General features: G+C 56.8%; 24 protein-coding genes and 1 tRNA gene. 13 read left to right on the forward strand and 12 right to left on the reverse strand.

Annotated features, from left to right (window positions below):
* Positions 1-22: 22 nt before the first annotated feature.
* From BP38_RS18500 to BP38_RS0101780, 10 genes are all read left to right on the forward strand, one after another.
* Entirely contained in the window at positions 23-2326 is a 2304-nt protein-coding gene (locus BP38_RS18500; RefSeq protein ID WP_051608840.1) for a sensor histidine kinase NtrY-like, read from the forward strand.
* A gap of 1 nt (position 2327) precedes the next feature.
* On the forward strand, positions 2328-3716 hold the full coding sequence (gene ntrX, locus BP38_RS0101740) for a nitrogen assimilation response regulator NtrX (RefSeq protein ID WP_026986314.1): 1389 nt from the start codon (positions 2328-2330) through the stop codon (positions 3714-3716).
* 30 nt (positions 3717-3746) lie between these two features.
* Complete coding sequence (gene trkA / locus BP38_RS0101745) at positions 3747-5123, forward strand: Trk system potassium transporter TrkA (RefSeq protein ID WP_026986315.1); 1377 nt, start codon at positions 3747-3749, stop codon at positions 5121-5123.
* Between the two features lie 43 nt (positions 5124-5166).
* On the forward strand, positions 5167-6018 hold the full coding sequence (locus BP38_RS0101750) for a D-amino-acid transaminase (RefSeq protein WP_026986316.1): 852 nt from the start codon (positions 5167-5169) through the stop codon (positions 6016-6018).
* Positions 6019-6036: 18 nt separating this feature from the next.
* Entirely contained in the window at positions 6037-6675 is a 639-nt protein-coding gene (locus BP38_RS18505) for an HAD family hydrolase (RefSeq protein ID WP_162175104.1), read from the forward strand.
* Between the two features lie 158 nt (positions 6676-6833).
* Positions 6834-7100 (forward strand): RNA chaperone Hfq, encoded by a 267-nt coding sequence (gene hfq / locus BP38_RS0101760; RefSeq protein ID WP_026986317.1) that lies wholly within the window; start codon positions 6834-6836, stop codon positions 7098-7100.
* Positions 7101-7214: 114 nt separating this feature from the next.
* On the forward strand, positions 7215-8444 hold the full coding sequence (gene hflX, locus BP38_RS0101765; RefSeq protein ID WP_081816386.1) for a GTPase HflX: 1230 nt from the start codon (positions 7215-7217) through the stop codon (positions 8442-8444).
* 152 nt (positions 8445-8596) lie between these two features.
* Complete coding sequence (gene groES, locus BP38_RS0101770) at positions 8597-8884, forward strand: co-chaperone GroES (protein WP_026986319.1); 288 nt, start codon at positions 8597-8599, stop codon at positions 8882-8884.
* A 68-nt stretch (positions 8885-8952) separates the two neighbouring features.
* Positions 8953-10623: a chaperonin GroEL gene (gene groL / locus BP38_RS0101775; protein WP_026986320.1), complete on the forward strand. Its 1671-nt coding sequence runs from the start codon at positions 8953-8955 to the stop codon at positions 10621-10623.
* Positions 10624-10753: 130 nt separating this feature from the next.
* Positions 10754-11536, forward strand: a complete 783-nt coding sequence (locus tag BP38_RS0101780) for an inositol monophosphatase family protein (RefSeq protein WP_051608841.1) — start codon at positions 10754-10756, stop codon at positions 11534-11536.
* Positions 11537-11552: 16 nt separating this feature from the next.
* Here BP38_RS0101780 and BP38_RS0101785 read toward each other — a convergent pair whose 3' ends face one another.
* The 12 genes from BP38_RS0101785 to BP38_RS18510 form a co-directional block, all read right to left on the reverse strand.
* The gene (locus BP38_RS0101785; RefSeq protein WP_026986322.1) at positions 11553-12329 is read right to left on the reverse strand and encodes an SDR family NAD(P)-dependent oxidoreductase; all 777 of its coding nucleotides are present in this window, start codon (positions 12327-12329) and stop codon (positions 11553-11555) included.
* A 57-nt stretch (positions 12330-12386) separates the two neighbouring features.
* Positions 12387-13211 carry a nucleoside triphosphate pyrophosphohydrolase gene (gene mazG / locus BP38_RS0101790; protein ID WP_281174338.1) on the reverse strand — a complete coding sequence of 275 codons (825 nt, stop codon included), beginning with the start codon at positions 13209-13211 and terminating at the stop codon, positions 12387-12389.
* A gap of 32 nt (positions 13212-13243) precedes the next feature.
* Entirely contained in the window at positions 13244-14020 is a 777-nt protein-coding gene (locus BP38_RS0101795) for a trypsin-like serine peptidase (RefSeq protein WP_245602301.1), read from the reverse strand.
* 79 nt (positions 14021-14099) lie between these two features.
* On the reverse strand, positions 14100-14513 hold the full coding sequence (locus BP38_RS0101800; RefSeq protein WP_026986325.1) for a DUF1499 domain-containing protein: 414 nt from the start codon (positions 14511-14513) through the stop codon (positions 14100-14102).
* Positions 14510-15298, reverse strand: a complete 789-nt coding sequence (locus tag BP38_RS0101805) for an MBL fold metallo-hydrolase (protein WP_035723358.1) — start codon at positions 15296-15298, stop codon at positions 14510-14512. Before BP38_RS0101805 ends, BP38_RS0101800 begins: the two co-directional genes overlap by 4 nt.
* Complete coding sequence (locus BP38_RS0101810; protein WP_026986327.1) at positions 15295-16095, reverse strand: TatD family hydrolase; 801 nt, start codon at positions 16093-16095, stop codon at positions 15295-15297. Before BP38_RS0101810 ends, BP38_RS0101805 begins: the two co-directional genes overlap by 4 nt.
* Position 16096: 1 nt before the next feature.
* On the reverse strand, positions 16097-17659 hold the full coding sequence (metG, locus tag BP38_RS0101815; protein WP_026986328.1) for a methionine--tRNA ligase: 1563 nt from the start codon (positions 17657-17659) through the stop codon (positions 16097-16099).
* A gap of 64 nt (positions 17660-17723) precedes the next feature.
* Positions 17724-18851, reverse strand: a complete 1128-nt coding sequence (locus BP38_RS0101820) for a DNA polymerase III subunit delta' (protein ID WP_026986329.1) — start codon at positions 18849-18851, stop codon at positions 17724-17726.
* Complete coding sequence (gene tmk, locus BP38_RS0101825) at positions 18848-19489, reverse strand: dTMP kinase (RefSeq protein ID WP_026986330.1); 642 nt, start codon at positions 19487-19489, stop codon at positions 18848-18850. Before tmk ends, BP38_RS0101820 begins: the two co-directional genes overlap by 4 nt.
* A 6-nt stretch (positions 19490-19495) precedes the next feature.
* Positions 19496-20638, reverse strand: a complete 1143-nt coding sequence (locus tag BP38_RS0101830) for a D-alanyl-D-alanine carboxypeptidase family protein (protein WP_051608843.1) — start codon at positions 20636-20638, stop codon at positions 19496-19498.
* Positions 20639-20711: 73 nt separating this feature from the next.
* Positions 20712-21650: a septal ring lytic transglycosylase RlpA family protein gene (locus BP38_RS0101835; protein ID WP_026986332.1), complete on the reverse strand. Its 939-nt coding sequence runs from the start codon at positions 21648-21650 to the stop codon at positions 20712-20714.
* Positions 21651-21733: 83 nt separating this feature from the next.
* On the reverse strand, positions 21734-23026 hold the full coding sequence (locus BP38_RS18510; protein ID WP_081816388.1) for a lytic murein transglycosylase: 1293 nt from the start codon (positions 23024-23026) through the stop codon (positions 21734-21736).
* A 148-nt stretch (positions 23027-23174) separates the two neighbouring features.
* Between BP38_RS18510 and BP38_RS21585 the strand changes: the two genes are divergently transcribed.
* The 3 genes from BP38_RS21585 to BP38_RS0101855 all read left to right on the forward strand — a co-directional run bounded on the left by BP38_RS21585 (position 23175) and on the right by BP38_RS0101855 (position 26181).
* Positions 23175-24947, forward strand: coding sequence for an ATP-binding protein (locus tag BP38_RS21585; RefSeq protein ID WP_081816389.1), 1773 nt, complete (start codon positions 23175-23177; stop codon positions 24945-24947).
* A 67-nt stretch (positions 24948-25014) separates the two neighbouring features.
* Positions 25015-25104 (forward strand) — tRNA-Ser (locus BP38_RS0101850).
* Positions 25105-25125: 21 nt separating this feature from the next.
* On the forward strand, positions 25126-26181 hold the full coding sequence (locus tag BP38_RS0101855; protein WP_026986333.1) for a type III polyketide synthase: 1056 nt from the start codon (positions 25126-25128) through the stop codon (positions 26179-26181).
* Positions 26182-26186 lie beyond the last annotated feature (5 nt).

The following is a 26186-nucleotide window of genomic DNA, read 5'->3' on the forward strand; positions in this document are numbered from 1 at the left end:
CTTCATGGCTTAAAGATGCTCCATGGACGATTCCGATTCCCAGCCCGAGGAAAAGCGTAAGCTTCCGGCCCGACTGTATCAGCGGTTCAGGGCCTGGGCGCGGCATCACGGCCTGGAACGCAAGCTGTCGGTAATCCTGCTTGTCGCAGCGGTGCTGAGCGGCGTGGCGACTTTTGCCGCGATGACAGGGCGTTTGCCCGGGGCAGGGGATCCACGCAGCATTCTGCTTCTGCTCGTGCTCGATCTTGTCTTCCTGGTTTTCCTGGGAGTGCTGATTACACGCCGCCTGGTTCAGCTCTGGGCCCAGCGCAGACGTGCAGCTGCAGGCGCGCGCCTGCATTCGCGGCTGGTGGGACTGTTCGCCCTGGTCACCGTCTTGCCCAGCATGATCATCGTGATCTTTGCAGTTCTCCTGTTCGAATTCGGCCTGCAATCCTGGTTCAGTGATCGTGTCAGCACAGCGATCCGCGAATCCTTGCAGGTGGCTCAAGCCTATGAAGAGGAACACAAGCGCAACATCATGTCCGATGTTCAGGCCATGGCAAGTGACCTGAATCGATCGGGGCGCATGTTGACCATGGACCCCAACCAGTTTGCACAGTTCGTGGCCAACCAAGCTGCCGTACGCTCACTGACTGAGGCGACAGTCTTCCAGCCGTCAGGCCGGATCATGGCTCAGGTTGGGGTGGGATCCCTGTTCCAGGTCAAGCCGGACGTTCCTGAATCCGCCTTTCAGAGGGCGGGCGAAGATCGCGCTGTCATCCTGACCGGTGAAAACGACAACCGTGTACGTGCGCTCATCAAGCTGGACATCTATGTCGACACCTACCTCTTGATTGGACGCCTGATAGACCCCCAGGTACTCGCGCACCTGGAGAAGACTTCAGCAGCCGTACAGCTCTATGAGCAGCTGGAAGGCGAGCGCGCCGGCCTGCTCCTCACCTTCGCCCTGATCTTCTTAATCGTTGCCATTCTGCTGCTTCTGGCTGCGGCCTGGGTGGGACTGGCTTTTGCCGATCGCTTGAGCAAGCCCATAGGGCATTTGATCATGGCAGCGGACAAGGTGGGCGCGGGTGACCTGAGCGCACGCGTGGACCGCTTCGACCCCGATGACGAAGTTGGCTCCCTTGCCATGGCCTTCAATCGCATGGCTTCGGAACTGCAGCACCAGCAGGAAGAACTCTTGAAGGCCAACTGGCAGATAGAGGCACGCCGGCGATTCATTGAAACGGTCCTGTCCGGTGTTTCTGCGGGCGTGATCGGCTTGGACAGGCATCACCGCGTAACCGTGGCCAATCGTTCGGCCTGTGAGCTTCTGTCGCTCAGCGAGACCCAGCTGCATGGTCGACGTTTGAGCAATCTCTCCCGGGATGTCCGCTCACTGATCGATCTTGCCGGCCGGCGTCCGGGCAAGGTGCATGAACGACAGGTAACCCTGACACGGCGGGATGGATACAGTCGGACGTTTCTTGTCCGTATTGCCGCGGAACAGGATGATGAGAATATCATCGGCTATGTGGTGACCTTCGATGATATCTCGGACCTGTTGTCCGCCCAGAGAAAAGCCGCCTGGGCCGACGTGGCGCGCCGGATTGCGCACGAGATCAAGAACCCGCTAACCCCGATCCAGTTGTCCGCTGAGCGACTCAAGCGAAAATACCTGAAGCAGATCGATCAGGATCCCGAGACATTCAATGCCTGCATCGAAACCATTATCCGACAGGTCGGCGATATAGGCCATATGGTGGACGAATTCTCGTCCTTTGCCAGAATGCCGACACCGGCCATGGCCGAGCACGATTTACGGCAACTGATTCAGGAGGCCATCGATCTCTACAAGGCGTCCGGCAGCGAAATCGAGATTGCAACAGACCTGCCCCGACAGTCGGCGGGCTGTCAGGTTGATCCTGGGCAACTGCGCCAGGTCCTGACCAATCTTATCAAGAACGCTTCCGAGTCCATTGTCGAGCGACAACAGCAGGATCGGGAAGGCGGGGCAGAAGATGTTGAACCTGGACGCATCGAGATCACACTCAGTGAGGAAAACGAGCACTGGGTGATAGCGATTGCGGACAATGGGCGCGGTTTGCCGGCAAGCCAGCGAGAACGCCTGACGGAGCCCTACGTCACCACCCGCGAAGGCGGTACGGGGCTTGGCCTGGCAATCGTTAAGAAGATCATGGAGGATCACGGCGGGGATATTGCCCTGAGCGACCGTGAGGGTGGCGGTGCCCTGATCAGGCTTCAACTCCCGCGCCCGGAACAAGGCAGGAGCGAGGGTCTCCTCTCCGAAGATCCGTCATCAGGTAACTTGGCAAGGATGTGACATGGCTCACGATATTCTGATCGTCGATGATGAAGCTGACATACGCCTGCTGATCGAAGGTGTCCTGCAGGACGAGGGCTATGAGACCCGCAGTGTCGCGGAGAGTGATGCGGCTCTGGAGTCGCTTCGTACGCGCCGCCCGCATCTTGTTATCCTGGATATCTGGCTACAGAACTCTCGATTGGATGGCCTGGAATTGCTGGAGGCGATCGAAAGGGAGCACAGTGGCGTCCCTGTCGTCATGATCAGCGGGCACGGCACGATCGAGACGGCCGTCAAAGCCATCAAGGTGGGAGCGTACGACTTCATCGAGAAGCCGTTCAAGGCGGACAGACTGCTGCTCGTTGTGGAACGTGCCATAGAAGCATCGCGCTTGCGGCGTGAAAACGAGGAACTGCGCCTGCGCGGGGTTCCGGAAACGGAATTGATCGGCAAGAGTTCGGCGATCAACCAATTGCGGCAGTCCGTACAGAAGGTTGCTCCGACCGGGAGCCGTGTCCTGGTAACCGGGGCCGCCGGGACAGGCAAGGAAGTTGTGGCGCGCCAGCTGCACGCCAATTCACGCCGTGCCAACGGTCCTTTCATCGTGCTGAATTGTGCGACGATGCATCCAGACCGCATGGAAAGCGAACTTTTCGGCCAGGAGGGCGAGAACGGCGTTGAAGGCAGCGCCAACAAGGTCGGCACTTTCGAACGCGCGCATGGTGGAACCTTGTTTCTTGACGAGGTTGCCGACATGCCTCTTGAAACCCAGGGCAAGATCGTCCGTGTCCTGCAGGAACAGACCTTCGAAAGAGTCGGAGGCAGCCGCCGGGTGGAGGTGGATGTGCGCGTGATTGCCTCGACCAATCGCGATCTTTCGGAGTTGATTGGGGAAGGGCGCTTTCGCGAGGATCTATACTATCGCTTGAACGTGGTGCCTCTGAAGGTTCCCTCGCTTCGCGAACGCCGGGAAGACATTCCGCATCTGAGCAGCTACTTCATGTCTCGGACTTCGGACAATTCAGGTTTGCCCGTACGAGAAATCAGCGAAGATGCCATGGCCATGTTGCAGACTTACGATTGGCCGGGAAATGTCCGACAATTGCGAAACATGATTGACTGGTTGCTGATCATGGCGCCCGGAAGTGCGTCGGAAGCGATCACGGCCGATATGCTGCCATCGGAGATTACTGCGAAATCCTCGGCCGTGTTGTCGGGGGCAAGCAGCAGCGATATCCTTGCCCTGCCGCTGCGCCAAGCCCGTGAAAAGTTTGAAAAGCAGTACCTGGAAGCACAAATCAATCGTTTCAGTGGCAACATTTCACGCACTGCGTCCTTTGTCGGGATGGAACGTTCGGCTCTGCACCGCAAACTTCGACTTCTTGGCATTAATCCCGAGCGCTCGTGAATTGAACCGGCATAGTGAAGAGGTTCGCCCATGAAAGTGATTGTCTGTGGTGCCGGCCAGGTCGGTTTCAATATCGCGCGCTATCTGGCAAGCGAGAACGCCGATGTGACCATCATCGACCAGTCCCCGCAGTTGATCCAGAAGATCAGTGATCTGCTGGATGTGAGTGGAGTCGTTGGCTTTGCATCCCATCCGGATATCCTCGAGAAGGCTGGTGCCCGGGATGCCGACATGCTGGTGGCCGTTACCTATGCCGACGAGGTGAACATGGTGGCCTGCCAGATTGGCCATTCGCTTTTCGAGATTCCGACCAAGATTGCTCGCATCAGGCACCAGAGCTATCTGAACCCTGTCTGGTCGGACCTTTTTTCCACGGACAATCTGCCAATCGATGTCATCATTTCGCCGGAACTAGAGGTGGCCAAGGCGATTGAGCGGCGTCTGCGTGTGCCCGGCGCCTTTGACGCACTTTCCATGCTGAAGGACAAGATCAGCCTGATCGGTGTTCATGTGCGGGACGAGACACCGATCATCAATACACCGCTGCGTCAGCTCACCGAACTTTTCCCGGAACTGCACATTCTGATTCTGGCGATTCATCGCAATGGAAGTGTGATTGTCGCTGGGGGCGACGACCAGCTTCAACCGGGCGATGACGTCTATTTCGTCTGTCACAATGATCATCTCGACCGTGCAATGATGAGCTTCGGTTACGAGGAGAAGGAAGCCCGACGGGTTGTGCTGATCGGAGGGGGCAATATTGGGCTTAACCTGGCACAGCGGGTGGAGGACAAGCACCGTCAGGTGCAGTTGAAGCTGATTGAGATCGACAAGGCCAGGGCAGAGCGCGTTGCCCAGAGCCTTTCCCGTTCGGTTGTCATTCACGGCGACGCCGTGGAACTGGACATACTAAACGAAAGCAATATCAGCACTGCGGAAACCGTGATCGCGGTTTCGAATGAGGACGAGGTCAACATTCTGGCCTCTCTTCTTGCCAAGAAGCAGGGGTGCCACCGCGCCATCACGCTGATCAATTCCAGCTCCTACAACCAACTGGTAAGCGGTCTTGGAATCGATACCATCGTCAGTCCGCGGGCTATTACGGTATCGACGATTCTCCAGCATGTTCGTCGCGGCCGGATTCGTTCGGCCTATTCACTCTCGGACGGCGTTGGAGAGGTTCTGGAGGCCGAGGTTCTGGAGACGTCCGCCCTGACGAACCAGGCCCTGCGCGATGCACCGCTTCCGGATGGTGTTGTGATTGGCGCCATCTTACGCAATAAAGAGGTGATCATTCCGCGCGGCAAGACGGTCATCAAGGCAGGCGACCTGGTCGTCCTGTTTGCCAAGCCGGCCGCCGTCAAGAAGGTTGAACGTCTTTTCTCCGTGAAGCTCGAGTTCTTCTAAGCTCACCGGGAATAACAGCAGATACATCTGGGAAGAATAAGCCATGCCTCGCACAGCCTATGTCAACGGTCAGTACGTGCCGCACAACGATGCCTTCGTGCATATCGAAGATCGCGGCTATCAGTTTGCCGACGGGGTTTACGAAGTCGTTCCCGTCTTGTCCGGTAAACTGGTCGATGAGGAACGGCATCTGGATCGCCTGGAGTATTCGCTATCGGAACTGAGCATTCCCATGCCCATGAGCCGTCGTGCGCTTCAGCTTGTTTGTGCCAAGGTGATCGAGCGCAACCGCCTGACCAATGGCTTCGTCTACATGCAGGTGACACGGGGGGTCGCCCCCAGGGATCACAAGTATCCAAAGAACGTGAAGCCTGCGCTCGTCGTTACCGCCAAGCAGACGAAACCCCAGGCCGCCAAGATCCTCGAGGAAGGCGTAGCCGTCAAAAGCGTGCCGGACATCCGGTGGCATCGGCGCGATATCAAGTCGATTTCGCTGTTGCCGAATTGCATGGCCAAGCAGGCTGCAGTGGAAGAGGGGGCTTTCGAGGCCTGGATGGTCGAGGGGGATGGAACCGTAACGGAAGGCTCCTCCACCAACGCCTGGATCGTGACCAAGGACGGGGTTCTTGTAACCCGCAAGGCCAATCACGACATCCTGAATGGCATTACCCGCCTGGGCGTGCTTGATGTGGCGGGAGATACGGGTGTGAAGTTCGAGGAGCGCCCCTTCACACTTGAAGAGGCCTATGAAGCACGGGAAGCTTTCTTGACGTCCAGCACGAACCACATAACGCCTATTACGCGGATTGATGAGCGTTCTGTTGCGAATGGAAAGCCAGGCTCCGTGACCTTGAATCTGCGCGAAGCCTATCTGAACCACATTACCAGTGCTTGAGGCATGCCGGGAGATCGTATGCCCCCACGGGCACTGCTCTTCGATTGGGACAATACGCTCGTCAACACTTGGCCGACCATTCACGCTGCGCTGCATGTAACCTTCGAAAACTTTGGCTTACAGCCGTGGTCATTGGAGGAAGTGCGTCATAACGTGCGTGTTTCGGCTCGTGAGGCTTTCCCAGATCTTTTTGGCGAACGTTCCGATGAAGCATTGGATGTCTTTTATGAGGCATTCAAGGCACAGCATCTGGAACAATTGGCAGCGATAGAAGGCGCAACAGAGCTGCTGGCGGATTTACATGGTCGTGGCCTTTATCTGGGAGTTGTCAGTAACAAGTCAGGCTCATTCCTGCGTCGTGAGGTTGCCCATTTAGGCTGGGACCCATTCTTTTCGAAGGTTATTGGGGCAACAGATGCTGAAAGGGATAAGCCGGCTGTTGATCCCGTCATGATGGCGTTGGAGGGTTCCGGGATTTCGCCGTCGCGTGATGTCTGGTTCATCGGGGATACCGATGTGGACCTGCTTTGTGCCGAGAATGCGGGCTGTACGGGTGTCCTCCTGCGACCTGAACCTCCGGCAGAGGGAGAGTTCCCACGGACCTGGACCCATTTTCACGCTTCTGATTATCGCTGTCTATTGGCGCTGCTGCGATAAATCCCTATCTAGGAAATTGCGCGGCGATTTCCGGAGGTGTTTCTGCCATATCGCGAATGACCATTATCTGGTAAACGGAGCGTTGACAGCGCTGTAGGATATAAGCAGCAAACCCCGTGAAAGAAAATTAATTGACCTAAGGAAAGGGGGAAATACCAATGGCCGGCGAGAAGTCCCAGAATGTACAGGATGTGTTCCTGAACAGCATCCGAAAGAACAAGATTCCGGTCACAGTCTTCCTGGTAAACGGCGTTAAGCTGCAGGGGATCGTTACCTGGTTTGATAACTTCTGTGTGTTGTTGCGCCGCGACGCGCATTCCCAGCTCGTATACAAGCATGCCATATCCACCATCATGCCGAGCGGCCCTCTCCAGCTGTTTGAACCAGCGGAGAAGGAAGCCGAGGAAACCGGCGAGGAAACCTGACAAGGAACGCGTTTGACAGAAAGGGTACGTACAGAGGAAAGCGGCCCCGCGAAAGACAGGATAATCGAGGGAGAGACCTGCCTTGTAATCCATCCTGTCGAAAAGAAGTCGGGTATGGCCCAAAGCCATGCGGAAGCGCGCCTGGAGGAGGCAGTGGGCCTGGCGGCCGCGATCAACCTTCAGGTGGCGCACGCGGAAGTGATTCGCCTGGATAAACCCAGGCCAGCCACACTTGTTGGCATGGGAGTCATAGAGCGCCTTCGCACAAAGGTGCAGGAGGAGCATGCCGTCGTCGTTGTTGTTGATTCGGCCCTGACGCCTGTCCAGCAGCGCAATCTGGAGAGCGAACTGGAATGCAAGGTTATCGACAGGACCGGTTTGATACTGGAAATCTTCGGTGCGCGCGCCCGCACGAAAGAAGGGCGGTTGCAGGTGCAGTTGGCGGCACTGAACTACCAACGCTCACGTCTTGTCCGGTCCTGGACGCACCTTGAGCGACAAAGAGGCGGTGCGGGCTTCATGGGCGGTCCTGGCGAACGCCAGATCGAGCTGGACCGCCGTATGCTGGACGAGCAGATCATACGCTTGAAGAAAGCGCTTAAACAGGTGCGCCGCACGCGATCACTACATCGGTCCGCACGCCAGCGTGTGCCTTATCCGGTGATTGCGCTGGTAGGTTACACAAACGCCGGGAAATCCACTCTTTTCAATCGAATGGCATCGGCCGAGGTCAAGGCGGAAGACCAGCTGTTCGCGACTCTTGACCCGACGATGCGGGGGATCCGGCTTCCATCGGGGCTGGAGGCAATACTCTCGGACACTGTTGGCTTCATAACGGACCTGCCGACCGATCTGGTTGCGGCTTTCCGGGCCACTCTGGAAGAAGTGGTGGCCGCCGATGTCATACTGCACGTGCGTGATGTCTCCCACCCAGAAACAGAACTGCACAAACAGAGTGTCCTTCAGGTTCTGCACGACCTGGGCGTGGCGGGGGAGGATTCTCCCGATGCGAAGCCAATCATCGAGGTTTTCAACAAGATAGATTTGCTGGACCAGGAAGCGCTTGAGAACTGGCGTGCCCTGGCAGAACGCGGGGCCGGCCGGGTCATGGTCTCTGCCGTTAACGGCGAGGGCATAGATTTTCTTCAGGAAATTATAGAACAAAGGTTGCGTGAGCAGGATGAGCTCTTATCTCTCGCCATAGATCTGAAGGACGGTGCAACCCTGGCCTGGTGCTATGAGCATGGGCGGGTCATCTCCCGTCACGATGACGAAAGCAAGGCACATATCCGCGTGTCACTTGATCCGGCAAACGCTGCCCGCTTAAAGGCCTTCGAAGCCTGAAACGGGGATTTTCCAAGCCTCTGTAAAGGTTGACTCACCCTTGGACCTGAATAGTATGCCGGACTTGTTAGCACTCTATGCGGATGAGTGCTTAAAGCTTTCATTCACAACATAACCGTCGTTACCAAACGTCCTTAACGAGGAGATAGCAGATGAAATTTCGGCCGCTGCATGACCGCGTCGTCGTCGAGCCGCTGGACCAGGAAGAGAAAACCGTTGGCGGAATCATCATTCCCGATTCGGCAAAGGAGAAGCCGATGCAGGGCAAGGTGCTCGCGGTCGGTCCCGGCGCCCGTGGCGATGATGGCAAGGCGATCCCGCTTGATGTCAAGGAGGGCGATACCGTGCTCTACGGCAAATGGTCCGGCACAGAAGTCAAGGTTGATGGCAAGGATGTGCTGATCATGCGTGAAAACGACATCATGGGCGTCACAAGCTGATTGCCTGATCCAGCAACCGCACCAAACACAGCAAACCAGTAGCAACAAGTCTCAAGGAGAAACCGAGAATGGCAGCCAAAGATCTGAAATTCGGCGGTGATGCACGTCAGCGCATGATGCGCGGCGTTGATACCCTGGCCGAAGCGGTCAAGGTAACGCTTGGCCCCAAGGGCCGCAATGTGGTCCTCGACAAGTCCTTCGGCGCACCGCGCAGCACAAAGGACGGCGTGTCGGTCGCCAAGGAAATCGAGCTTTCCGACAAGTTCGAGAACATGGGCGCCCAGCTGGTCCGTGAGGTCGCCAGCAAGACCAACGACACGGCCGGTGACGGCACCACCACGGCCACCGTTCTGGCCCAGACGATCCTGCGCGAAGGCTCCAAGGCCGTGGCCGCGGGCCTGAACCCCATGGACCTGAAGCGTGGCATCGACCTGGCCGTGAAGGCCGTTGTCGAAAGCCTTCGCAAGCAGTCCAACAAGATTTCTGCCTCCAGCGAGATTGCACAGGTTGGCACGATCTCTGCCAATGGCGACAAGGAAATCGGCGAGATGATCGCTGATGCCATGCAGAAGGTCGGCAACGAGGGTGTCATCACGGTCGAGGAAGCCAAGTCTCTCGAGACCGAACTCGAGGTCGTCGAAGGCATGCAGTTCGACCGCGGCTATCTCTCGCCCTATTTCGTCACCAACTCCGAGAAGATGCTCTGCGAGCTGGAGAATCCCTACATTCTCATTCTCGAGAAGAAGCTTTCCAACCTGCAGGCCATGCTTCCGATCCTCGAATCGGTGGTGCAGTCCAGCCGTCCGCTGCTGATCATTGCCGAGGATGTCGAGGGCGAAGCCCTGGCAACCCTGGTGGTCAACAAGCTGCGTGGCGGCCTGAAGGTCGCGGCCGTCAAGGCCCCTGGCTTCGGCGATCGCCGCAAGGCCATGCTCGAGGACATTGCCGTCCTGACCGATGGTCAGGTTGTCTCAGAGGACCTGGGCATCAAGCTGGAAAACGTGACCCTCGATATGCTGGGTAGCGCCAAGAAGGTCACCATCACCAAGGACGAGACAACTGTCGTCGACGGTGTTGGCAAGAAGAAGCAGATCGAGGAACGCGTCAACCAGATCAAGGCGCAGATCGAGGAGACTTCCTCGGACTACGACCGCGAGAAGCTTCAGGAACGCCTGGCGAAGCTGGCCGGCGGTGTCGCCGTGATCCGCGTTGGCGGTGCTACGGAAACCGAGGTGAAAGAGAAGAAGGATCGCGTCGACGACGCCCTGCACGCAACGCGCGCAGCCGTTGAAGAAGGCATTGTCCCGGGTGGCGGTGTCGCACTTCTTCACTCCACCAAGGCGCTCGACAAGGTCAAGGTTGCCAACGAGGACCAGAAGGTCGGTGTGGACATCGTCCGGAAGGCCTTGCAGGGACCGGTTCGTCAGATCGCCGAGAACGCCGGTGTCGACGGTGCCGTGGTTGCCGGCAAGCTTCTGGAAAGCAAGGACCAGAACTACGGCTTCGATGCCTACAAGGGTGAGTACACCGACCTCGTGAAGGCCGGTATCATCGACCCGACCAAGGTCGTGCGTACGGCTCTTCAGGATGCGGCTTCCATCGCTGGCCTGATGGTCACGACAGAGGCCATGGTCGCCGAAAAGCCGGAATCGAAGGATAACAGCGGCGGTGCCGCTGCCGGTGGTGCCCCTGGTATGGGCGGCATGGGCGGCATGGGTGACATGGGCATGGGCTTCTAAGCCTAGCCTCCAAGCACCCGTTGGTTTTGCAGAGCCGCAGGAGTTATCCTGCGGCTCTGTTTCTTTTGGTGTGTCTCACGTGATAACGAGTTCGATGTCTCTTCCCGCCCCAGAAAAGGTAACGGCTCTTGTGCGGCAGGCCGCCGCAGAGTTGGTTCTGCCCAGATTTCGCAAGCTGCGAGAAGAGGACATTCGTGAAAAGATGAGAGGCGACCTGGTGACGGTTGCCGATGAAGAAGTGGAAGACTTCCTGTCCGATCGCCTGGTTTCCCTCTTGCCTGGCTCGGTGGTGGTCGGCGAAGAAGCAACAGAGCGAAAACCGGAAGGACTGGATGAACTGGCCACACAGAAGCCTGTCTGGATCATTGACCCTGTCGACGGCACGACAAACTTCGCTCGAGGCAATGATCGTTTTGCCGTAATGGTCGCGCTTGCCGAGCAGGGAACCTTGCAGTCGGCGTGGATTTACGCACCTGTTCAGAATATCCTGCTGCAGGCACAGGCAGGTAAGGGGGCCTGGATTAATGAAGAGCGACTTCCAGCATTGGAGCCCGTTTCACATCCTCGGCAGTTGATTGGTAGCCTGCACTTCGGAAGCCATGGAAGGCCGGAATTGCTGCGCCGCTTCGAAAGAAACCGCTCGAAACTGAGCACCCTGAAAAGCCTGCGCTGTGCTGGCCATGAGTATATCCGGCTGGCGAGGGGAGAAAGCAGATTCTCCCTCTTCACCAGAACGAAGCCGTGGGATCATGCACCGGGGGTTCTGATTTACCAGGAGCTAGGTGGTCATGCTCGTCACCTGCCGACCGGACAGGCGTATGATATCGCTGAGAGCGATCCGGGGCCGCTTCTTTTGGCCCCGGATGCATCGAGCTGGGATAGCCTGAGAGACAGCCTGCTTTCTTCCGGATAGATACTGACAGCCGGTGTTATTGGCTGGAGGGGTAGAGGGCAAAGTTATTGAACGACTGCGCCGTGGGCATGACTTCTATACGGTTGATGTTCATGTGCGGGGGCAGGGTTGCGGACCAGAAAACGGCTTCGGCAACATCTTCTGCACTCAACACCTTCAAACCTTCGTACGTCGCGCGCGCTTTATCCTCGTCGCCCTTGAAACGGACTTTTGAGAACTCGGTCTCGGCCATGCCGGGTTCGATGGATGTGACTCTCAGATCCGTTCCGCCCAGATCTGCCCGCAACGTCAGGGAAAAGTGATTGGCAAAGGCCTTCGTTGCAGCATAGACGTTTCCCCGAGGGGCTGGGTAGTTCCCTGCAACGGAACCGATGTTTATGATATGTCCTTCGTTTCGCTCGGTCATGCTGGGCAGCAAGGCATGCGTAATCTGCAGCAATCCCGTTACATTCGTCTCTACCATTGTCTGCCAGTTCTTCAAGTCCGCGTTCTGGGAGACTTCTCCGCCCTGCGCAAGACCGGCATTGTTGACCAGCAGATTTATGCGAGAGAATTCCTGGGGCAGGGCTGTAACAGCGGCTTTCACCGAGGCTTCGTCACGAACATCGAGGGGCAGGGCGCAGGCCTGGGAGCCGAGTTCTTCCTTCAAGGCTTCCAGACGGTCCTGTCGGCGCCCCGTAATTACGACCCTGGCGCCTTCGGCGACCAGCCGTCGCGCGATTGCCTCACCAAAACCGGCTGTTGCTCCGGTAATGAATGCGACGAGATTCTGGGCATCATGCCTTTGGTACATTATGTTCATCCGTTCTGGAAATTGGGGTTGTTCCGCTTTGCCTCAAGGAAGGGGAAATCAGGAGTCTTTCTTTGCGTCCTGCCAGGCCGCCTCCATCACATCAAGGGGGCTCTCTTGAAGATCGGCCCCCCGTGATTCCAGTAGAGCGGCCATCACAAGAAAGCGCTTCTGGAACTTCGCAGTGGCACGATTCAAGGTGCTTTCAGGATCGACCTTCAGGTGGCGTGCCAGGTTCACGACGGAAAACAACAAGTCACCTGTCTCTTCTTCAATGCGTTCCCTTGAAAAGTTATAAGAAATTTCATCCTTAAGCTCCTGGCATTCCTCCATTATCTTATCCAGAACTGGATGAAGCTCTGGCCAGTCGAAACCGGTGCGAGCTGCACGGGACTGCACCTTGCGGGCACGAACGAGGGCAGGCAGCGCCTTTGGGATATCGTCAAAGAGTTCCAGCTGTCCCTTAACCTGTCGTTCAGCAGCCTTCATCTCCTCCCAGTTCTGGGGCAAGGAGGGTGAGTTAGAGCTGTCGTTCTCGCTTTCACCAGGGCTGAACACATGTGGATGACGGGTGACCATCTTGTCGGCAATGGTTTTCGCAACGTCATCAAATGTGAAGTGGCCGGTTTCTTCAGCCATGCGAGCATGGAAGACCACCTGGAACAGCAAATCACCCAGTTCTTCTTTCAGGGCGGCCATGTCGTCATCCTCAATGGCCTCGATCACCTCATAGGTTTCTTCAAGTGTATAGGGGGCGATGGTCCTGAATGTCTGCTCTATATCCCAAGGACACCCTGTCTCTGGGTGCCGAAGTTCAGACATGACCTGAAGAAGGCGCTCAATGTTCTTTTTCTGGCAGGAATAGGAGGATGGGGTGCTGCTCACATCTGGACCTTTCTTCTTTCCATGGCGGCCTTTCAGGGCAGCAGGCCCTTGGCTCTCAACATTTCGCTGAAATTGAGGGCAGGGACCGCAACGCCATAATTCCGGCTTCCGTATTGGCGCACAGCCACACTGACGCCGAGGATCCTGTATTCTCCGTCCCGGGACTTCATAAGAAGGGCCGATCCGGAATCTCCGCGGGTCGCATCACAGTTATGAAGCAGGATACGTCCGCTCTCGGCCGTTCCCTCTACGGAACAGCCATTATGCGCAGCCAGGAGGTGAGCGCGATCCTGACTGTATCCGGCTCTCAATATTGACGGTTCTGCTGGCAGCTTAAGGTTTTGTCCGTCACGTGTGAACTCGTGGACCGGTAACGGTCGAAGCGGGATCTCCTTCCGCAACTCAACAAGCGCCCAGTCATTGGAAAGCGTATCGCCGTCCGAGGTACCATACTGAAATCCCTCTGCCAGGTGGATGCTGCGTGCCTTGGAGTGGGCGATATAGCTGTCTCTCTTGTAGCCAGCGACAAAATGAATCTCTTCAGGGGCCAACGGGCGTGCGTTCCTGGAGTCGAACATGCAATGCGCAGCTGTCAGCACATGGCGCGGGGCAATCAGGGTGCCCGTACAAAAGCCGCCAACTGTTCGATTGATTCGCCCAATGGAACTCCATGGCCAAGCAGAGCTGTCAATTGGAACGCGGTTGTCGCTCCCGATTATGCCTGGCAGTGAGAGCGTATCTTGTGCTTCAACAGGATGGAAATGAACGCTGAGCAGCGCAAAGGACAGAGCCAGAAGGGACAGGCGCATGCCGCTCACGGCCTGCCTCATAGCCGTAGATATAATTCGCATAATGTATATTATGGAAAATAATTTCATTATCTTCGTCCTAGCTCAGCGCCCTAGATAGATCGGACAACCAGGCGCGCACGCGCCTGCGGTTTACCCCAAAGTCATGATACCCCGTTACAGAGCGGCTGAAGACCACAAGACTGCTGGAAACAGGCGTCTCATTAAGCTGCAGTCCCCAGACCTGGATGATATCCTTGAAGCCGAACAGCACTGATTTCTGTTCATAGACATCGGATTCCTCGCTGCTGTTGGCGCTGTACAAACAACGGGTGCGCGGCTGTCCAAGGACGACCTCCCGGAAGCTGGCCCGGAGCACCTGGGCAGCAAGTCCAAAATTGGGAACGATGGTACCCGCGATGTCCTCGCGAAGACCTTGTGGTCCGGCAAAGTGCCAGTTTGGACTGGAGGGCGGTTCAAGCGCCTTGATGTCTTCGAGAGCCCCTGATGTCACCCTTCACACTGCAGAACCATGCCGTCATAGGCTGGTTCCACCCCCTTGGGACAAAGCGCCTTCACGTGATCGTAATCCATCGTGTGGTTCATATGGGTCAGCACAGCCTGACGCGGTTGCACTTCCCTGATCCACTTGAGGGTCTTCTCGAAATGGGCGTGGGTTGGATGCGGTTCCATGCGCAGGCTATCAACAATCCAGGTTTCAATGCCTTTCAGTTTTTCCAGTTCCTTATCCTGAAAATCTACAACATCCGTGGAATAGGCAAGATTGCCGACGCGAAAGCCCGTCGTCTCGATATTTCCGTGTGACTGTCGGATAGCTGTAATTGTGACGCCTTCAGCTTCGAAATCACCGTAGTCAAAGACCCTGTCTGCAAGCATTGCAGGGTAAAGACGGCTGTTTGTATGCGTGGATTCAAAAGCATAGGAGAATTTTGGTGTCAGGCTTTCATGTGTCTCGCGTGACATGTAGGCCGGAATAGGAGTTGAGCGGCCATAGGCAAAGGCACGCAGGTCATCGAGGCCATGCGTGTGATCAGCATGATCGTGCGTGAAGAGCACCATGTCGATCTGCTGGATGCCTTCACTGAGCACCTGTGCACGAAGATCCGGCGAGGTGTCGATCAGAATGCCTGCTCTCTGCCCGGTTTCAATGTGTATTGAGCAGCGTCGCCGCCTATTCCTGGGGTTGTCCGGGCTGCAGGAACGCCAATCCCCACCAGGTTTCCCCGACGCCAGGGGAACGCCTCCCGAGCCGCCACATCCAAGGACCTTCACCTTCATGTGGAAGGACATGCCTCTTTCATTGACGCCTTACTGAAGAGGCAATTGAAATTTTCCGTGGTTTTCTGCGCCAAGTCCTGGGGTGTGATGCCCTTGATCTCGGCAAGTTTCTCTGCCGTGTGAACAACATAAGACGGTTCATTTCTCTTCCCGCGCTTGGGTATCGGTGCCAGGAAGGGAGAATCCGTTTCGACCAGAAGCCTGTTCATGGGGACAGCGCGCACGGTCTCGCGCAGGCTTTCCGCCTTCTTGAAGGTTACGATTCCGGCAAGAGAGATATAAAAGCCAATATCCAATGCAGCCTCTGCAAGCGCGGGGCCGGCCGTGAAGCAGTGGATTACACCGGGAAAGGCCCCAGCCTTGTGCTCTTCGCGCAGGATGGCAATTGTGTCGTCATCGGCATCGCGGGCATGAACGATCAAGGGCAAGCCGCTTTCCCGTGCAGCTGCGATGTGAGCACGAAAGGACTCCTGCTGGGCTTCTCGGGGGCTGTTTTCATAATAGTAGTCCAGTCCCGTCTCCCCGATTCCGACCACCTTGGGGTCGTCTGTGAACTCGAGCAAGCGGTCGGCATTCTTCACGCCTTCCTGACCAGCTTCATGCGGATGAACACCAACCGAGCAGAAGATGCCGGGATAGCGTCGGGCTATTCCAAGAACCCGGTCAAATTCGGACAGCTTCGTACAGATGGTCACGAGGCGTTCGACACCATTTGCATGTGCCCGGGCGACGATCTCGTCGAGATTGGCGCCATCGTGCTCCAGATAATCAAGGTGGCAGTGTGAATCAACAAGCATATCAAGAGGTTTTTTGACTTTCTTCAGGTTCAATATAACGAGGAAATATGCCTTCAGGCTTGGGCAGTACCTCGCCAGGCTGCAAGCCTGCTTCCAAGTATGCGAAGCTGCGCTGTTCGCCCGATACATTCAACTGGTCCAGAAGACGGCTCATGGCATCCGGCATGACAGGCTGGATCATCAAAGCCAGTCGTCGGACCGTATCCGCGAGAACATAGAGCACAGTCCCCATACGCTCGCGGTCAGTCTTGCGCAGCACCCACGGGGCTTGCTCATCCACATAGCGATTGGCATCACCGACGATCTGCCATATGGCCTCAAGGCCACGATGGAAGGTCTGTTGCGAAAATTCCTGCCTGACCGTTTGCAGGACACCGGCTGCCTTGTCCAACAAGACACGGTCCGACGAATGATATTCACCGGGCGCCGGCACACTGGCATCACAGTTCTTGTGAATCATGGACAAGACGCGCTGGGCAAGGTTCCCGAGGTCGTTTGCCAGGTCACCGTTCAGGCGTGCCACCATGGTCTCGTGACTGATGTAGCCATCGGAGCCAAATGGGACTTCCCGTAAAAGGTAGTAGCGCACGGGATCCAATCCATAGCTCTCCACAAGATCCTGTGGGCGGAGAACATTGCCCAGAGACTTCGACATCTTCTCGCCGCGATTCATCAACCAGCCATGCGCGTAGATGCGACGCGGCAGAGGCAGTCCGGCAGCCATCAGGAAAGCTGGCCAGTAAACGGCGTGGAAGCGCAGGATGTCCTTGCCCACCATATGCACGTCGGCTGGCCAGTATTTCCGGAACGAGGCGCAGTCTGTATCCGGATAGCCTACAGCCGTGATGTAGTTGGTCAGGGCGTCCAGCCAGACATATACGACATGTTCGGGATCGTCCGGTACGGGTATCCCCCAGTTGAAGGTTGTCCGGCTGACCGAAAGATCACGCAATCCGCCCCTCACGAAGGAAATGACTTCATTTCGGCGGCTTTCCGGACCTATGAAGTCAGGGTTCTCCTCATAAAACTTCAGCAGCGGCTCTTGCCAACGGGACAGGCGAAAGAAGTAGGAAGGCTCTTCCAGCCATTCGGCCTCTGCGCCTGAAGGGGCAATCATGCGTCCTTCCTCGTCTCGAGTCAGTTCATCCTCGTTGTAGAAGGCCTCGTCGCGGACCGCATACCATCCCGAATAGCTGCCAAGGTAGATGTCCCCGGATGCAACGAGCGCCTTCCAGATGGCTTGCACGGCTTCCTTGTGTCGAGGCTCCGTCGTGCGGATGAAATCGTCATTGGAGTAGTTCATCTGGCGTGCAAGAGCGCGGAAGTTCTCGCTGACCTCATCCGTGAACTGCTGGGGTTCAACGCCTGCCTTTCGGGCGGACTTCTCGACCTTCTGGCCGTGCTCATCGGTGCCGGTCAGGAAATGGACGTCCCGCCCATCAAGACGCATGAAGCGGGCCAGGACGTCGCAGGCCAGTGTTGTATAGGCATGCCCGATGTGTGGAACATCGTTCACGTAGTAGATAGGTGTCGTGACGTAGTAGCGGTCCTGATCACGCGTCATTTCTTTTTGTCGACTCCCGACTGGCTATAGCGCGAACTCAAACATTCAGCCCGAAACAGGAGCTTCAGGCTGCCATGCCCTGCAGGCGCCCAAAAGCCGTTATGAAAGCCTGCTTGCGATCCAGGCTGGCCTGCTCGGTCTGCTGAAAGAGCTGAGTGAGGTTTTCCCATAGGCTCATCCAGTCCGCAAGTTCACGTCTATCGGAAAGGCGCTGCATGACCTCCCCTTCCCCTTCAAGGATGCCGACTGGAGCGCTTTTTGTTGCGCGCAGCCTTACAAGACGTCCCAGCCACCAGAGCATCAATTCGCTCATGGTGCGGAACAAAACCCCCTGGCTGTCCCGTGCCAGGGTGTCCCCGATCTCGTGAAGCTTGTAACTGTCCAGTGCCGGGAGTTGTCCCATCATCTCCACCATCTGGATATAGAGGCCGGCACCTCCAGCCTGATTCAAATCGAGGGCGCGCCCGATACTGCCTTCGGACAGGTATGTCAGCAGGGTTCGTTCGTTTTCGTGCAGGTCTGGCAGATAGCGTTCCAGAAGCTGTTCAACGACAGTACCTTCAAGCGGTGGCAGGGACAGCTGGCGGCAACGAGAGCGAATTGTCGGTAACAGGCGGCCGGGATTATGGCTGATCAGAAGCAGCAGCGTCTTCTCGGGAGGCTCTTCCAGGCTCTTCAAAAGGGCGTTCGCACCCTGCGTTCCAAGCTCGTCCACTGGATCCAGAATGGCAGCTCGCCAACTTCCATTCGTTGCCGTCATGTGCAGGAAGGCCCCAAGCTGTCGGACCCCATCGACAGGGATATCCCGTTTGATGCGCCCATCCTTGTCCGGGCTGCGTTCCAGCACACGCAGGTCAGGGAAACTGCCTGAGGCAACCTGCTTGAACACGGAGCTATCTGCTGGAATATCCAATCCGGAGGACGACTGCGCGGCTGGCTCCGCTATCCCTCCAAACAACCCCGCGTCTGCGGGGCTGTCTTCCGTGAAGAGATACCTGACCGCCCGATAGGCAAGGGTTGCCTTTCCGACTCCTCTGGGGCCGGAAATCAGCCAAGCATGTGGAAGCCTTCCACTGTCCATGGCCTTTCGAAAGGTTGTTTCGGCGGTTTCCTGACCCAGCAGAGAGTTATTGTTGCGCGGGTGAAGTGAATCCACTTCTTCCTTATCTGGTGTGCCGCTGCTTTTGCTCATTCTTCAACAGACAGTTCAAACCTTGAGAGGACGGCCTGGATCATTTGATCCGTTACCTGTTCAAGTGGCTGGGTGCCGTCCAGGGTGAGAAAACGTGCGCGATCCTGCTTGACCCTTTCCAGGAATCCATGGCGCACACGCTCGTGAAAATCTCGCTCCAGGCTTTCGAATCGTGTTTCCCTGTCCTGTCGGCTGTGTGCCCGCTCGAGGCCAGTTTCAACCGGCAGATCGATCAGAATGGTCAGATCGGGCCGAAATTCCCCCAGCGTGAAGGCATGTAACTGATCCAGGCTTTCCAAGGGCAGCCCGTGCCCATATCCCTGATATGCATAGGTGGAATCAATGAATCGGTCACAAAGAACCCAGGTCCCATCTGCCATGGCGGGCCAGACAGTCTTGACCAGGTGATCCCTTCGTGCCGCCAGCACCAGGAGCGCTTCACTGGTGGCGTCCCAGCGTCCGGCCACGCCCTCGACAAGCAGGCGCCTGATTTCCTCGGCCCCTGTACTACCGCCAGGTTCACGTGTGCACTTGAACGATATATCCAGGCTTTGAAGCTTCTGGCTCAGCGCCCGGATTTGTGTCGACTTGCCGGCGCCCTCTCCGCCTTCGATCGTTATGAAACGCCCCTGCCCCATGAATATTTATGGATTTCCGAGCACAAGGTATTTTCCTGCGGCGAAGAGGCGTCCAAACAAACCGGCCTTGTCCACGTCTTTTGCGGCAAGCAGCGGGATTTCCTGTTCCGGCATGCCGGGAGCGGAAAGTATCAGCGTTCCAATGGTTTGCCCCTTTTCTATGGGGGCGGGAACCGGTCCTTCATAGACAATGCGAGCTTCAAGTTCGTCCCGGGCCGCATGCGGCAAGGTGACCACAAGTTCGTCCTCGGCCACCAGGGGCACTGTATCTTCGGCTCCGAGCCACACGGTCGCCTCATCGATAGGCTCATCCTTTTCCGCCAGATTAAAGTTATCGAACTCGCGAAACCCCCAGGACAGCAAGCGGCTTGCCTCTTCGGCGCGCTCGTTCACACTGTCCAGGCCAGTTACCACAAGGACCAGGCGGCGGCCATCCTGCACCGCCGAAGCGGTCAGGCCGTAACCGGCTTCCTCCGTATGTCCGGTTTTCAGGCCATCCGCACCAATGTTCCTGTAGAGTAGTGGATTGCGGTTACCCTGACGAATTTCGTTCCAGGTGAACTCCGTTTCCGAATAGATTTCGTAATACTGGGGAAATTCATCGATGATGCGGCGTGCAAGTGTTGCCAGGTCGCGTGCTGACATACGGTGATCCGGGTGGGGCCACCCGGTTGCATTGGCAAAAGTGCTATCCTGTAGACCTATTTCCCGGCCCATTTCGGTCATTTCACGTGCGAAGGCTTCCTCGCTGCCTGAAATGCCTTCGGCCAGGACAATGCAGGCGTCATTTCCTGACTGGACGATAACACCGCGCAGTAAGTCACTGACCGCGACTTCCTCGCCCACTTCAACAAACATCTTGGAGCCGCCCTTCCGCCAGGCCTTCTCACTGACAGGCAATTTGTCATCCATGGAAAGGCGCTCTTCCTCCAGGCGATCGAAGACCATGTAAGCGGTCATGATCTTGCTCATGGAGGCCGGTGGCATCGCCTTGTCAGCTTGCTTTTCGTAAAGAATGCTGCCGGTTTCATGATCCACCAGAATGGCTTCGCGCGCTTCTGTTTCAAACGCCTTCGCCAAGGGTACGCAAGCGATTGAGAGCAACAGGAGGCCGGATACGAAAGCGACATACCGAGGCAAGGCAGGCATCAATAATCCCTCTTTGGCTTCAGTTCCCAATGGAAACGGAAAACCTACTCAACAAAACGGTCTGAAATATGACCTACTGCACAACAACATGAGACTGCTTGTAGCCACTGGAGATCAGATTCTCCAGCAAGCCGTCCGCATCTCCCACCGAAGCAACAGGTCCGATTTGCACGCGATAGAAATCACGACCATCGACTGAAACAGGTGCTATGCGTACATCGCCGTGAGTCGACAGGCGGTCTGCCAAGCGTGTGGCGTTCGTGTAATCGGTGAATGATCCTGCCTGAATATAGAGATCGCTGGAACTGACGGATTCTTGAGAAACGATCCCATCCGGTTCGGGCGCGTCCTCTTTGTCCGTCACTCCGGAGAGGTTTTCTGTACTTACACGCGATACCGGGGCAGCCGCCACTTGCTGCTTGGCTGGCTGAAGGTCTTCTGGCTGATAAACAGCCTGTTGTACCGCAGGCTCGGGTACATCTTTCCCCTGCGCTGCCGCAGCCAGTTGGCGGCTTTCGTTTTCCAGAACGGTAATACGCACTTTCGCCGTTCCTTGTTTCTCAAAGCCCAGGAGCTGAGCGCCACGCTTTGAAATGTCGATGATACGATTATTCGCAAAGGGGCCGCGATCATTGATTCGCAGCTTGAGGGAGCGTCCATTTTCAAGATTGGTTACACGAACCAGGCTGGGAATCGGCAGAGTTGGATGTGCAGCCGTAAGGGCGTGCTGGTCGTATTTTTCGCCGTTGGCCGTTGCCTTGCCGTGAAATCCGGGACCGTACCAAGAGGCAATACCAGTCTCGTCATATGCGTAGTCGACCGTTGGATGGTACCAGACTCCGCTGATTTGATAGGGCTGGCCAACTTTGTATGTTCCGATCTGTCCGGAATCGCCATTGTCGCGAACAGATTTGGCCGTATGGGCAGCCATCTGGACTTCGGAGCAACCTGCAGCAATCAGGCTGACTGTACCAAGAACCAAAAAAACAAGCGGTAAGCGTTTGTACGACATCGTCGAAATCCCCCGATTCAGCCCTCATTTATACGAGAGCGGAGCAAGCAAATACTTCCATAAAACATACCAGTTCGACTTCTTCATTCCTCAGAGCGGATCTGCCGCAGCAGCTTCCTGCTTGGAAAAGCGTCTGCGGGAAGACCACGGCTTTCCTGATAATCCCGAATTGCGGTGCGGGTCATGGGTCCGACCTTGCCATCTGCCGGCCCGGCATTGAAGCCAAGCCTCCCAAGTCGAGACTGCATATCCTTAACCTGATCGACGCTCAGACGTACATCCTCCTGGGGAGCGGATACGGTCAGATCTGGTCCACCGACCAGCTTGTCTGCCAAGTACCCCACCGCAACGGCATAGAGAATGGATCGGTTCCACTGAAGTATGCGCGTATAATTGTGATAGACAAGAAAGGCTGGCCCTTCACTTCCGGCCGGCAGGATCACCGCCGCTTCACGGTTATCGGAAGGTAGAGTGGCACCGTCGGCTCCGTGCAACCCTAGCGCCTTCCATTCATCGATCGTCTTCAAGGTTTCCGGCATGGTTTCTATGGAAACCAGGGACCAGTCGAAGTTTGCCGGAAGACGTACCTCCTGCCCCCAGGTCTGGTCTCCACGCCAGCCAATAGAACTCAGGAAATTGGCTGCAGAAGCAAAGACATCCGGCATGCTGCCCCATATGTCCCTGCGGCTGTCTCCATCCGCATCTGTGGCATAGGCCGTGTAGGTGGAGGGCATGAACTGCAGGTGCCCCATGGCCCCGGCCCAGGAGCCTTCCATGCGCTCGGGACTGATGTCTCCGGAATCCAGGATCTTCAGGGCATGCAGCAGTTCTTCCCGGAAGAACGCGCTACGGCGTTCGTCATAGGCAAGAGTTGCCAAGGAGGAAATAACCGGGAAATTGCCGAATGTAGCGCCGTAGTTTGTCTCCAGCCCCCAGAACGCCACCAGGAAACGCGGCTGCACCCCATAACGCTGCTCCACCTCACTTAACAGAGGACGGTGTTGCTGCAGGAGGTCGCGTCCTTCCTCGATACGCCGATCATTGACAGCATTGGACATGTAACGCCAGAAGCTCAGCGTGAATTCGGGCTGGCTGCGGTCAAGCTCTATCACCCTGTCCAGAGGTCGGACACGCTCGAAGGCCTGATCAAATGTATTTGGAGAAACGCCCTCGCGAATCGCCTGGTTGCGAAGTTCGTCAACCCAGTTCTGGAACGAGGGATCCACGGCTGTCGAGAGCGATGATCTGTCCGTCGACGCAGACGTTGTCTGACCTCTCGATTGGTCATCTACTGCAGATGCGCTGCACCCTCCCCCGACCATGGCAAGGAAAGACAGCACAATAAGCGGACGCAATCGCGGAACAAGATTGGTCATAGAACCCCTGCCTGATTGAAACTACCCTTACTTATTGCCATGAAAGCTGGATTCCTGGCAACGCTGCATTCTCTGAAACTGCGGAATTCTCAGCACTACACCTTGATTCTGGTAAGGATTGATAAGTTTTTTACGATAAAGTCCGGTCATGAGCTTTACGCATAATCGCAGGCAGGGAGTCTTGTGGCTCGCCGCACTCTCGCTTTTTGTCGTTGGCACGGCCTTGTCTTTTTACATTGGCAGCCGTGTTGAAGCGGCTGTCCAACAACAGTGGAAAGCCCGGGCGGATCGAGAGGCTTCACGGCTTGTAGCGCTGGTGGATCAGACCCTGATACAGGCGGAAAGCTTCCTCACGGCCACCTCTTCCCTGTTCAATGCTTCAGATGAGGTAACGGTCGCAGAATTTGCACGGCTGGAGCACAGCCTGGACCGTGGCGAACTGGCGTATGGGTTCGATAATCTTGCCTTTGCTGAAATCATCCCTTTGGGGGAGCGGGCCGGCCTGGAGGAGAAGCTGGGTTTCGAACTTACCTCCTTCCTGAACCCGGCCAAGGAAGCACCGCGTATACGGCAGCATGCGGTTATCACCATGACCACGGGCATTCCCAGCATTTTTCTGCGCGGCACGGATCTGGCCAGTCAGGAGCAGCCGCGCAGTGCCATCTACCAGGCAATGACGGGCCAAGGCGATGCGGCAATGAGCCGTATTTTCCGCCATAGCGAGCGGTGGTGGAGCATCATGGCCCTTTCTGTCGAGAACGGCAGTACGGATGGTGTGCTGGTCGGGCTGATGGATATCTCGAACCTGTTCGAGAACCTCAAGAATGCGGTACCGGAAGGCCTGGAATTCAGGCTGGAACAGCGAGGGGATGCCCAGGGCGCATCGGTTCGAAATAACCTGATCGAAGGCCCTGAATCTGCACCCCCAGAGACAGTCGCAACCTTCGATTACGGACTGGTTCATGGGCAAGCGAGTCTTAGATTTCACTGGGATTTGCTGCCTGACTTCGAAAAGCAGGGCGGCGAAGAACTTGGTTGGGTGATATCCGGTGCCGGATCCCTGCTCAGTCTTCTGCTTTCCCTCTTGATCGGCTTGCTGCTTCAGCAGAATGCACTGATCCGGGCGCGCGTGGCCGAGCGGACCGCCGAGTTGGCCCAGGCGAGGGATGTTGCCGAGCGTGCCAACCGCAGCAAGACGGAGTTTCTTGCAACCATGAGCCATGAGTTGCGCACGCCGCTGAATGCCATCATCGGCTTTTCCGAACTGCTGCGTAACGAAACCTTCGGAACTCTGGGCAATGCAAGGTACCAGGAATACGCAGCGGACATTAATGACAGCGGGCAGCATCTGCTGGCATTGATCAACGATGTTCTGGATGTGGCAAAAGCCGAATCCGGCAAGATTGAACTGGATTATGCGCCCGTGGATCTCGAGCGTTTGATACAGGCTGTGGTCCGATTGATGTCGGATCGCGCGCAAAGCGGCGGTGTCCATCTGTCAATACGAATTGAAAGCCCCTTGCCCCTGTTCAACGGGGATGTACTGCGCTTGCGGCAGGTCATCCTGAATCTGCTCTCGAACGCGATTAAATTCACGGAAACGGGCGGACATGTCGAAGTTGGCGCCTATCGACGCGCTGGTGGAGACCTTTGCCTCTATGTTCAGGATACAGGTGTTGGGATGGACCCAGCCGAAGTCGAGGATGCGCTCGCCCCCTTTACGCAGCTGGACAGTTCCCTGAGCCGCAAGTTTGAGGGTACAGGACTTGGCTTGCCACTGACGCAGAAACTCGTCGAGCTGCATGACGGCGAGTTGAAGATAGACACGGCGCCAGGAAAGGGGACCACGGCAAGCATCATATTGCCGAGATCCCGCGTGGTGCAGCTTGAGGACGAGACCACCACGCAACGCACTGGTTAGGAAACCTTTGGCCAGATCGTTCGATGCTCTTGTCGAGCTGGAGCCAGCTGCTTAGAAAGGTGGTACCGGAGGGGTGGCAGAGTGGTCGATTGCACCGGTCTTGAAAACCGGCAGGGGTTAACGCCCCTCGTGGGTTCGAATCCCACCCCCTCCGCCATCACCATTGGGGCCATTCGGAATGATCGATATTGCCCTGAAGGGGCTTGGTACTGCCCTGCCCCAGCACCGACTGTCGCAATCCGAGGCCTTCATTCTGGCGCGCGACATGTTTCAGAATCGCTTTTCGGACTTCGATCGCATTGCGCCGGTATTTGCCAATGCAGGGATCGACAGCCGATCGATCGCGATGCCGCTTGACTGGTATCTCGAGCCGCGCGGATGGGATGAGCGGAATAAGGCCTACGTCGACGTTGCAAGTCAGCTGTTCGCTCAGGCGGCGAGAAGCGCATTGGCGGCGGCTGACGTCCCAGCCGCTGATATCGATGCCATCATTACGGTGAGTTCGACGGGGATTTCCACTCCCACTCTGGAGGCTCGCGTTGCTGCTGAACTCGGCTTCAGGCCAGACGTCCTTCGCGTGCCCGTATTCGGAATGGGGTGTGCAGGGGGCCTTAGTGGCTTGGCGCTTGGCGTTCAATTGGCTCGTGCCAATACGGGCGGAAAGATTCTGGTCGTCGCCGTGGAACTCTGCACGTTGTCGTTTCGCAAGGACACCCTGACCAAGGCCAACATTGTCTCCACGGCTCTTTTCGCCGATGGTGCGGCCGCTGCAGTGCTCGCTGCGGCGCAGCCGGATGATCGCCATATCGTGGGGCCGGGGTGTCAGTACACCTGGCCTGCGACGCTCCATATCATGGGCTGGAATGTCACCAGCGAGGGGCTCGAGGTTGTGTTCGATCGCGATATCCCATCGTTCGTGCGCAGTCGTATTTCCCACGTCGTACACAGCTTTCTCGAGCGCCTCTCTCTGACACATGAGGACATCGCTCGCTTCGGCTTCCACCCAGGCGGGATGAAAGTTCTGGAGGCGCTTGAGACTGCGCTTAACATCGAGCCAGGATCGCTCGACATTGAGCGCGATATACTTCGCGAACAAGGGAACATGTCGGCGCCAACTGTCTTGTTTGTCCTTGATCGTCTGTTGGCAAACGCGCCGGCTGACGGCATCAATCTGTTGTCGGCCCTAGGACCCGGATTCAGCGCCGTTTCGGTCCCTGTCACCGTCCGCTCTTGAGCCCC

The sequence above is a fragment of the Fodinicurvata fenggangensis DSM 21160 genome, from assembly GCF_000686045.1.
GTDB lineage: Bacteria > Pseudomonadota > Alphaproteobacteria > Kiloniellales > DSM-21159 > Fodinicurvata > Fodinicurvata fenggangensis.

Bases quoted from the DNA above. Each gene is read 5' to 3' on its own strand.
- groES (WP_026986319.1), top strand. From the start codon at position 8,597: ATGAAATTTCGGCCGCTGCATGACCGCGTCGTCGTCGAGCCGCTGGAC.
- metG (WP_026986328.1), bottom strand. From the start codon at position 17,659: ATGACGCGTGATCAGGACCGCTACTACGTCACGACACCTATCTACTAC.
- hflX (WP_081816386.1), top strand. From the start codon at position 7,215: ATGGCCCAAAGCCATGCGGAAGCGCGCCTGGAGGAGGCAGTGGGCCTG.
- hfq (WP_026986317.1), top strand. From the start codon at position 6,834: ATGGCCGGCGAGAAGTCCCAGAATGTACAGGATGTGTTCCTGAACAGC.
- BP38_RS0101820 (WP_026986329.1), bottom strand. From the start codon at position 18,851: ATGAGCAAAAGCAGCGGCACACCAGATAAGGAAGAAGTGGATTCACTT.
- BP38_RS18505 (WP_162175104.1), top strand. From the start codon at position 6,037: ATGCCCCCACGGGCACTGCTCTTCGATTGGGACAATACGCTCGTCAAC.
- BP38_RS0101810 (WP_026986327.1), bottom strand. From the start codon at position 16,095: ATGCTTGTTGATTCACACTGCCACCTTGATTATCTGGAGCACGATGGC.
- BP38_RS0101855 (WP_026986333.1), top strand. From the start codon at position 25,126: ATGATCGATATTGCCCTGAAGGGGCTTGGTACTGCCCTGCCCCAGCAC.
- BP38_RS0101750 (WP_026986316.1), top strand. From the start codon at position 5,167: ATGCCTCGCACAGCCTATGTCAACGGTCAGTACGTGCCGCACAACGAT.
- BP38_RS0101805 (WP_035723358.1), bottom strand. From the start codon at position 15,298: ATGAAGGTGAAGGTCCTTGGATGTGGCGGCTCGGGAGGCGTTCCCCTG.
- BP38_RS0101785 (WP_026986322.1), bottom strand. From the start codon at position 12,329: ATGTACCAAAGGCATGATGCCCAGAATCTCGTCGCATTCATTACCGGA.
- BP38_RS18510 (WP_081816388.1), bottom strand. From the start codon at position 23,026: ATGACCAATCTTGTTCCGCGATTGCGTCCGCTTATTGTGCTGTCTTTC.
- BP38_RS0101830 (WP_051608843.1), bottom strand. From the start codon at position 20,638: ATGCCTGCCTTGCCTCGGTATGTCGCTTTCGTATCCGGCCTCCTGTTG.
- BP38_RS21585 (WP_081816389.1), top strand. From the start codon at position 23,175: ATGAGCTTTACGCATAATCGCAGGCAGGGAGTCTTGTGGCTCGCCGCA.
- trkA (WP_026986315.1), top strand. From the start codon at position 3,747: ATGAAAGTGATTGTCTGTGGTGCCGGCCAGGTCGGTTTCAATATCGCG.
- BP38_RS18500 (WP_051608840.1), top strand. From the start codon at position 23: ATGGACGATTCCGATTCCCAGCCCGAGGAAAAGCGTAAGCTTCCGGCC.
- BP38_RS0101795 (WP_245602301.1), bottom strand. From the start codon at position 14,020: ATGCGCCTGTCCCTTCTGGCTCTGTCCTTTGCGCTGCTCAGCGTTCAT.
- tmk (WP_026986330.1), bottom strand. From the start codon at position 19,489: ATGGGGCAGGGGCGTTTCATAACGATCGAAGGCGGAGAGGGCGCCGGC.
- groL (WP_026986320.1), top strand. From the start codon at position 8,953: ATGGCAGCCAAAGATCTGAAATTCGGCGGTGATGCACGTCAGCGCATG.
- BP38_RS0101835 (WP_026986332.1), bottom strand. From the start codon at position 21,650: ATGTCGTACAAACGCTTACCGCTTGTTTTTTTGGTTCTTGGTACAGTC.
- ntrX (WP_026986314.1), top strand. From the start codon at position 2,328: ATGGCTCACGATATTCTGATCGTCGATGATGAAGCTGACATACGCCTG.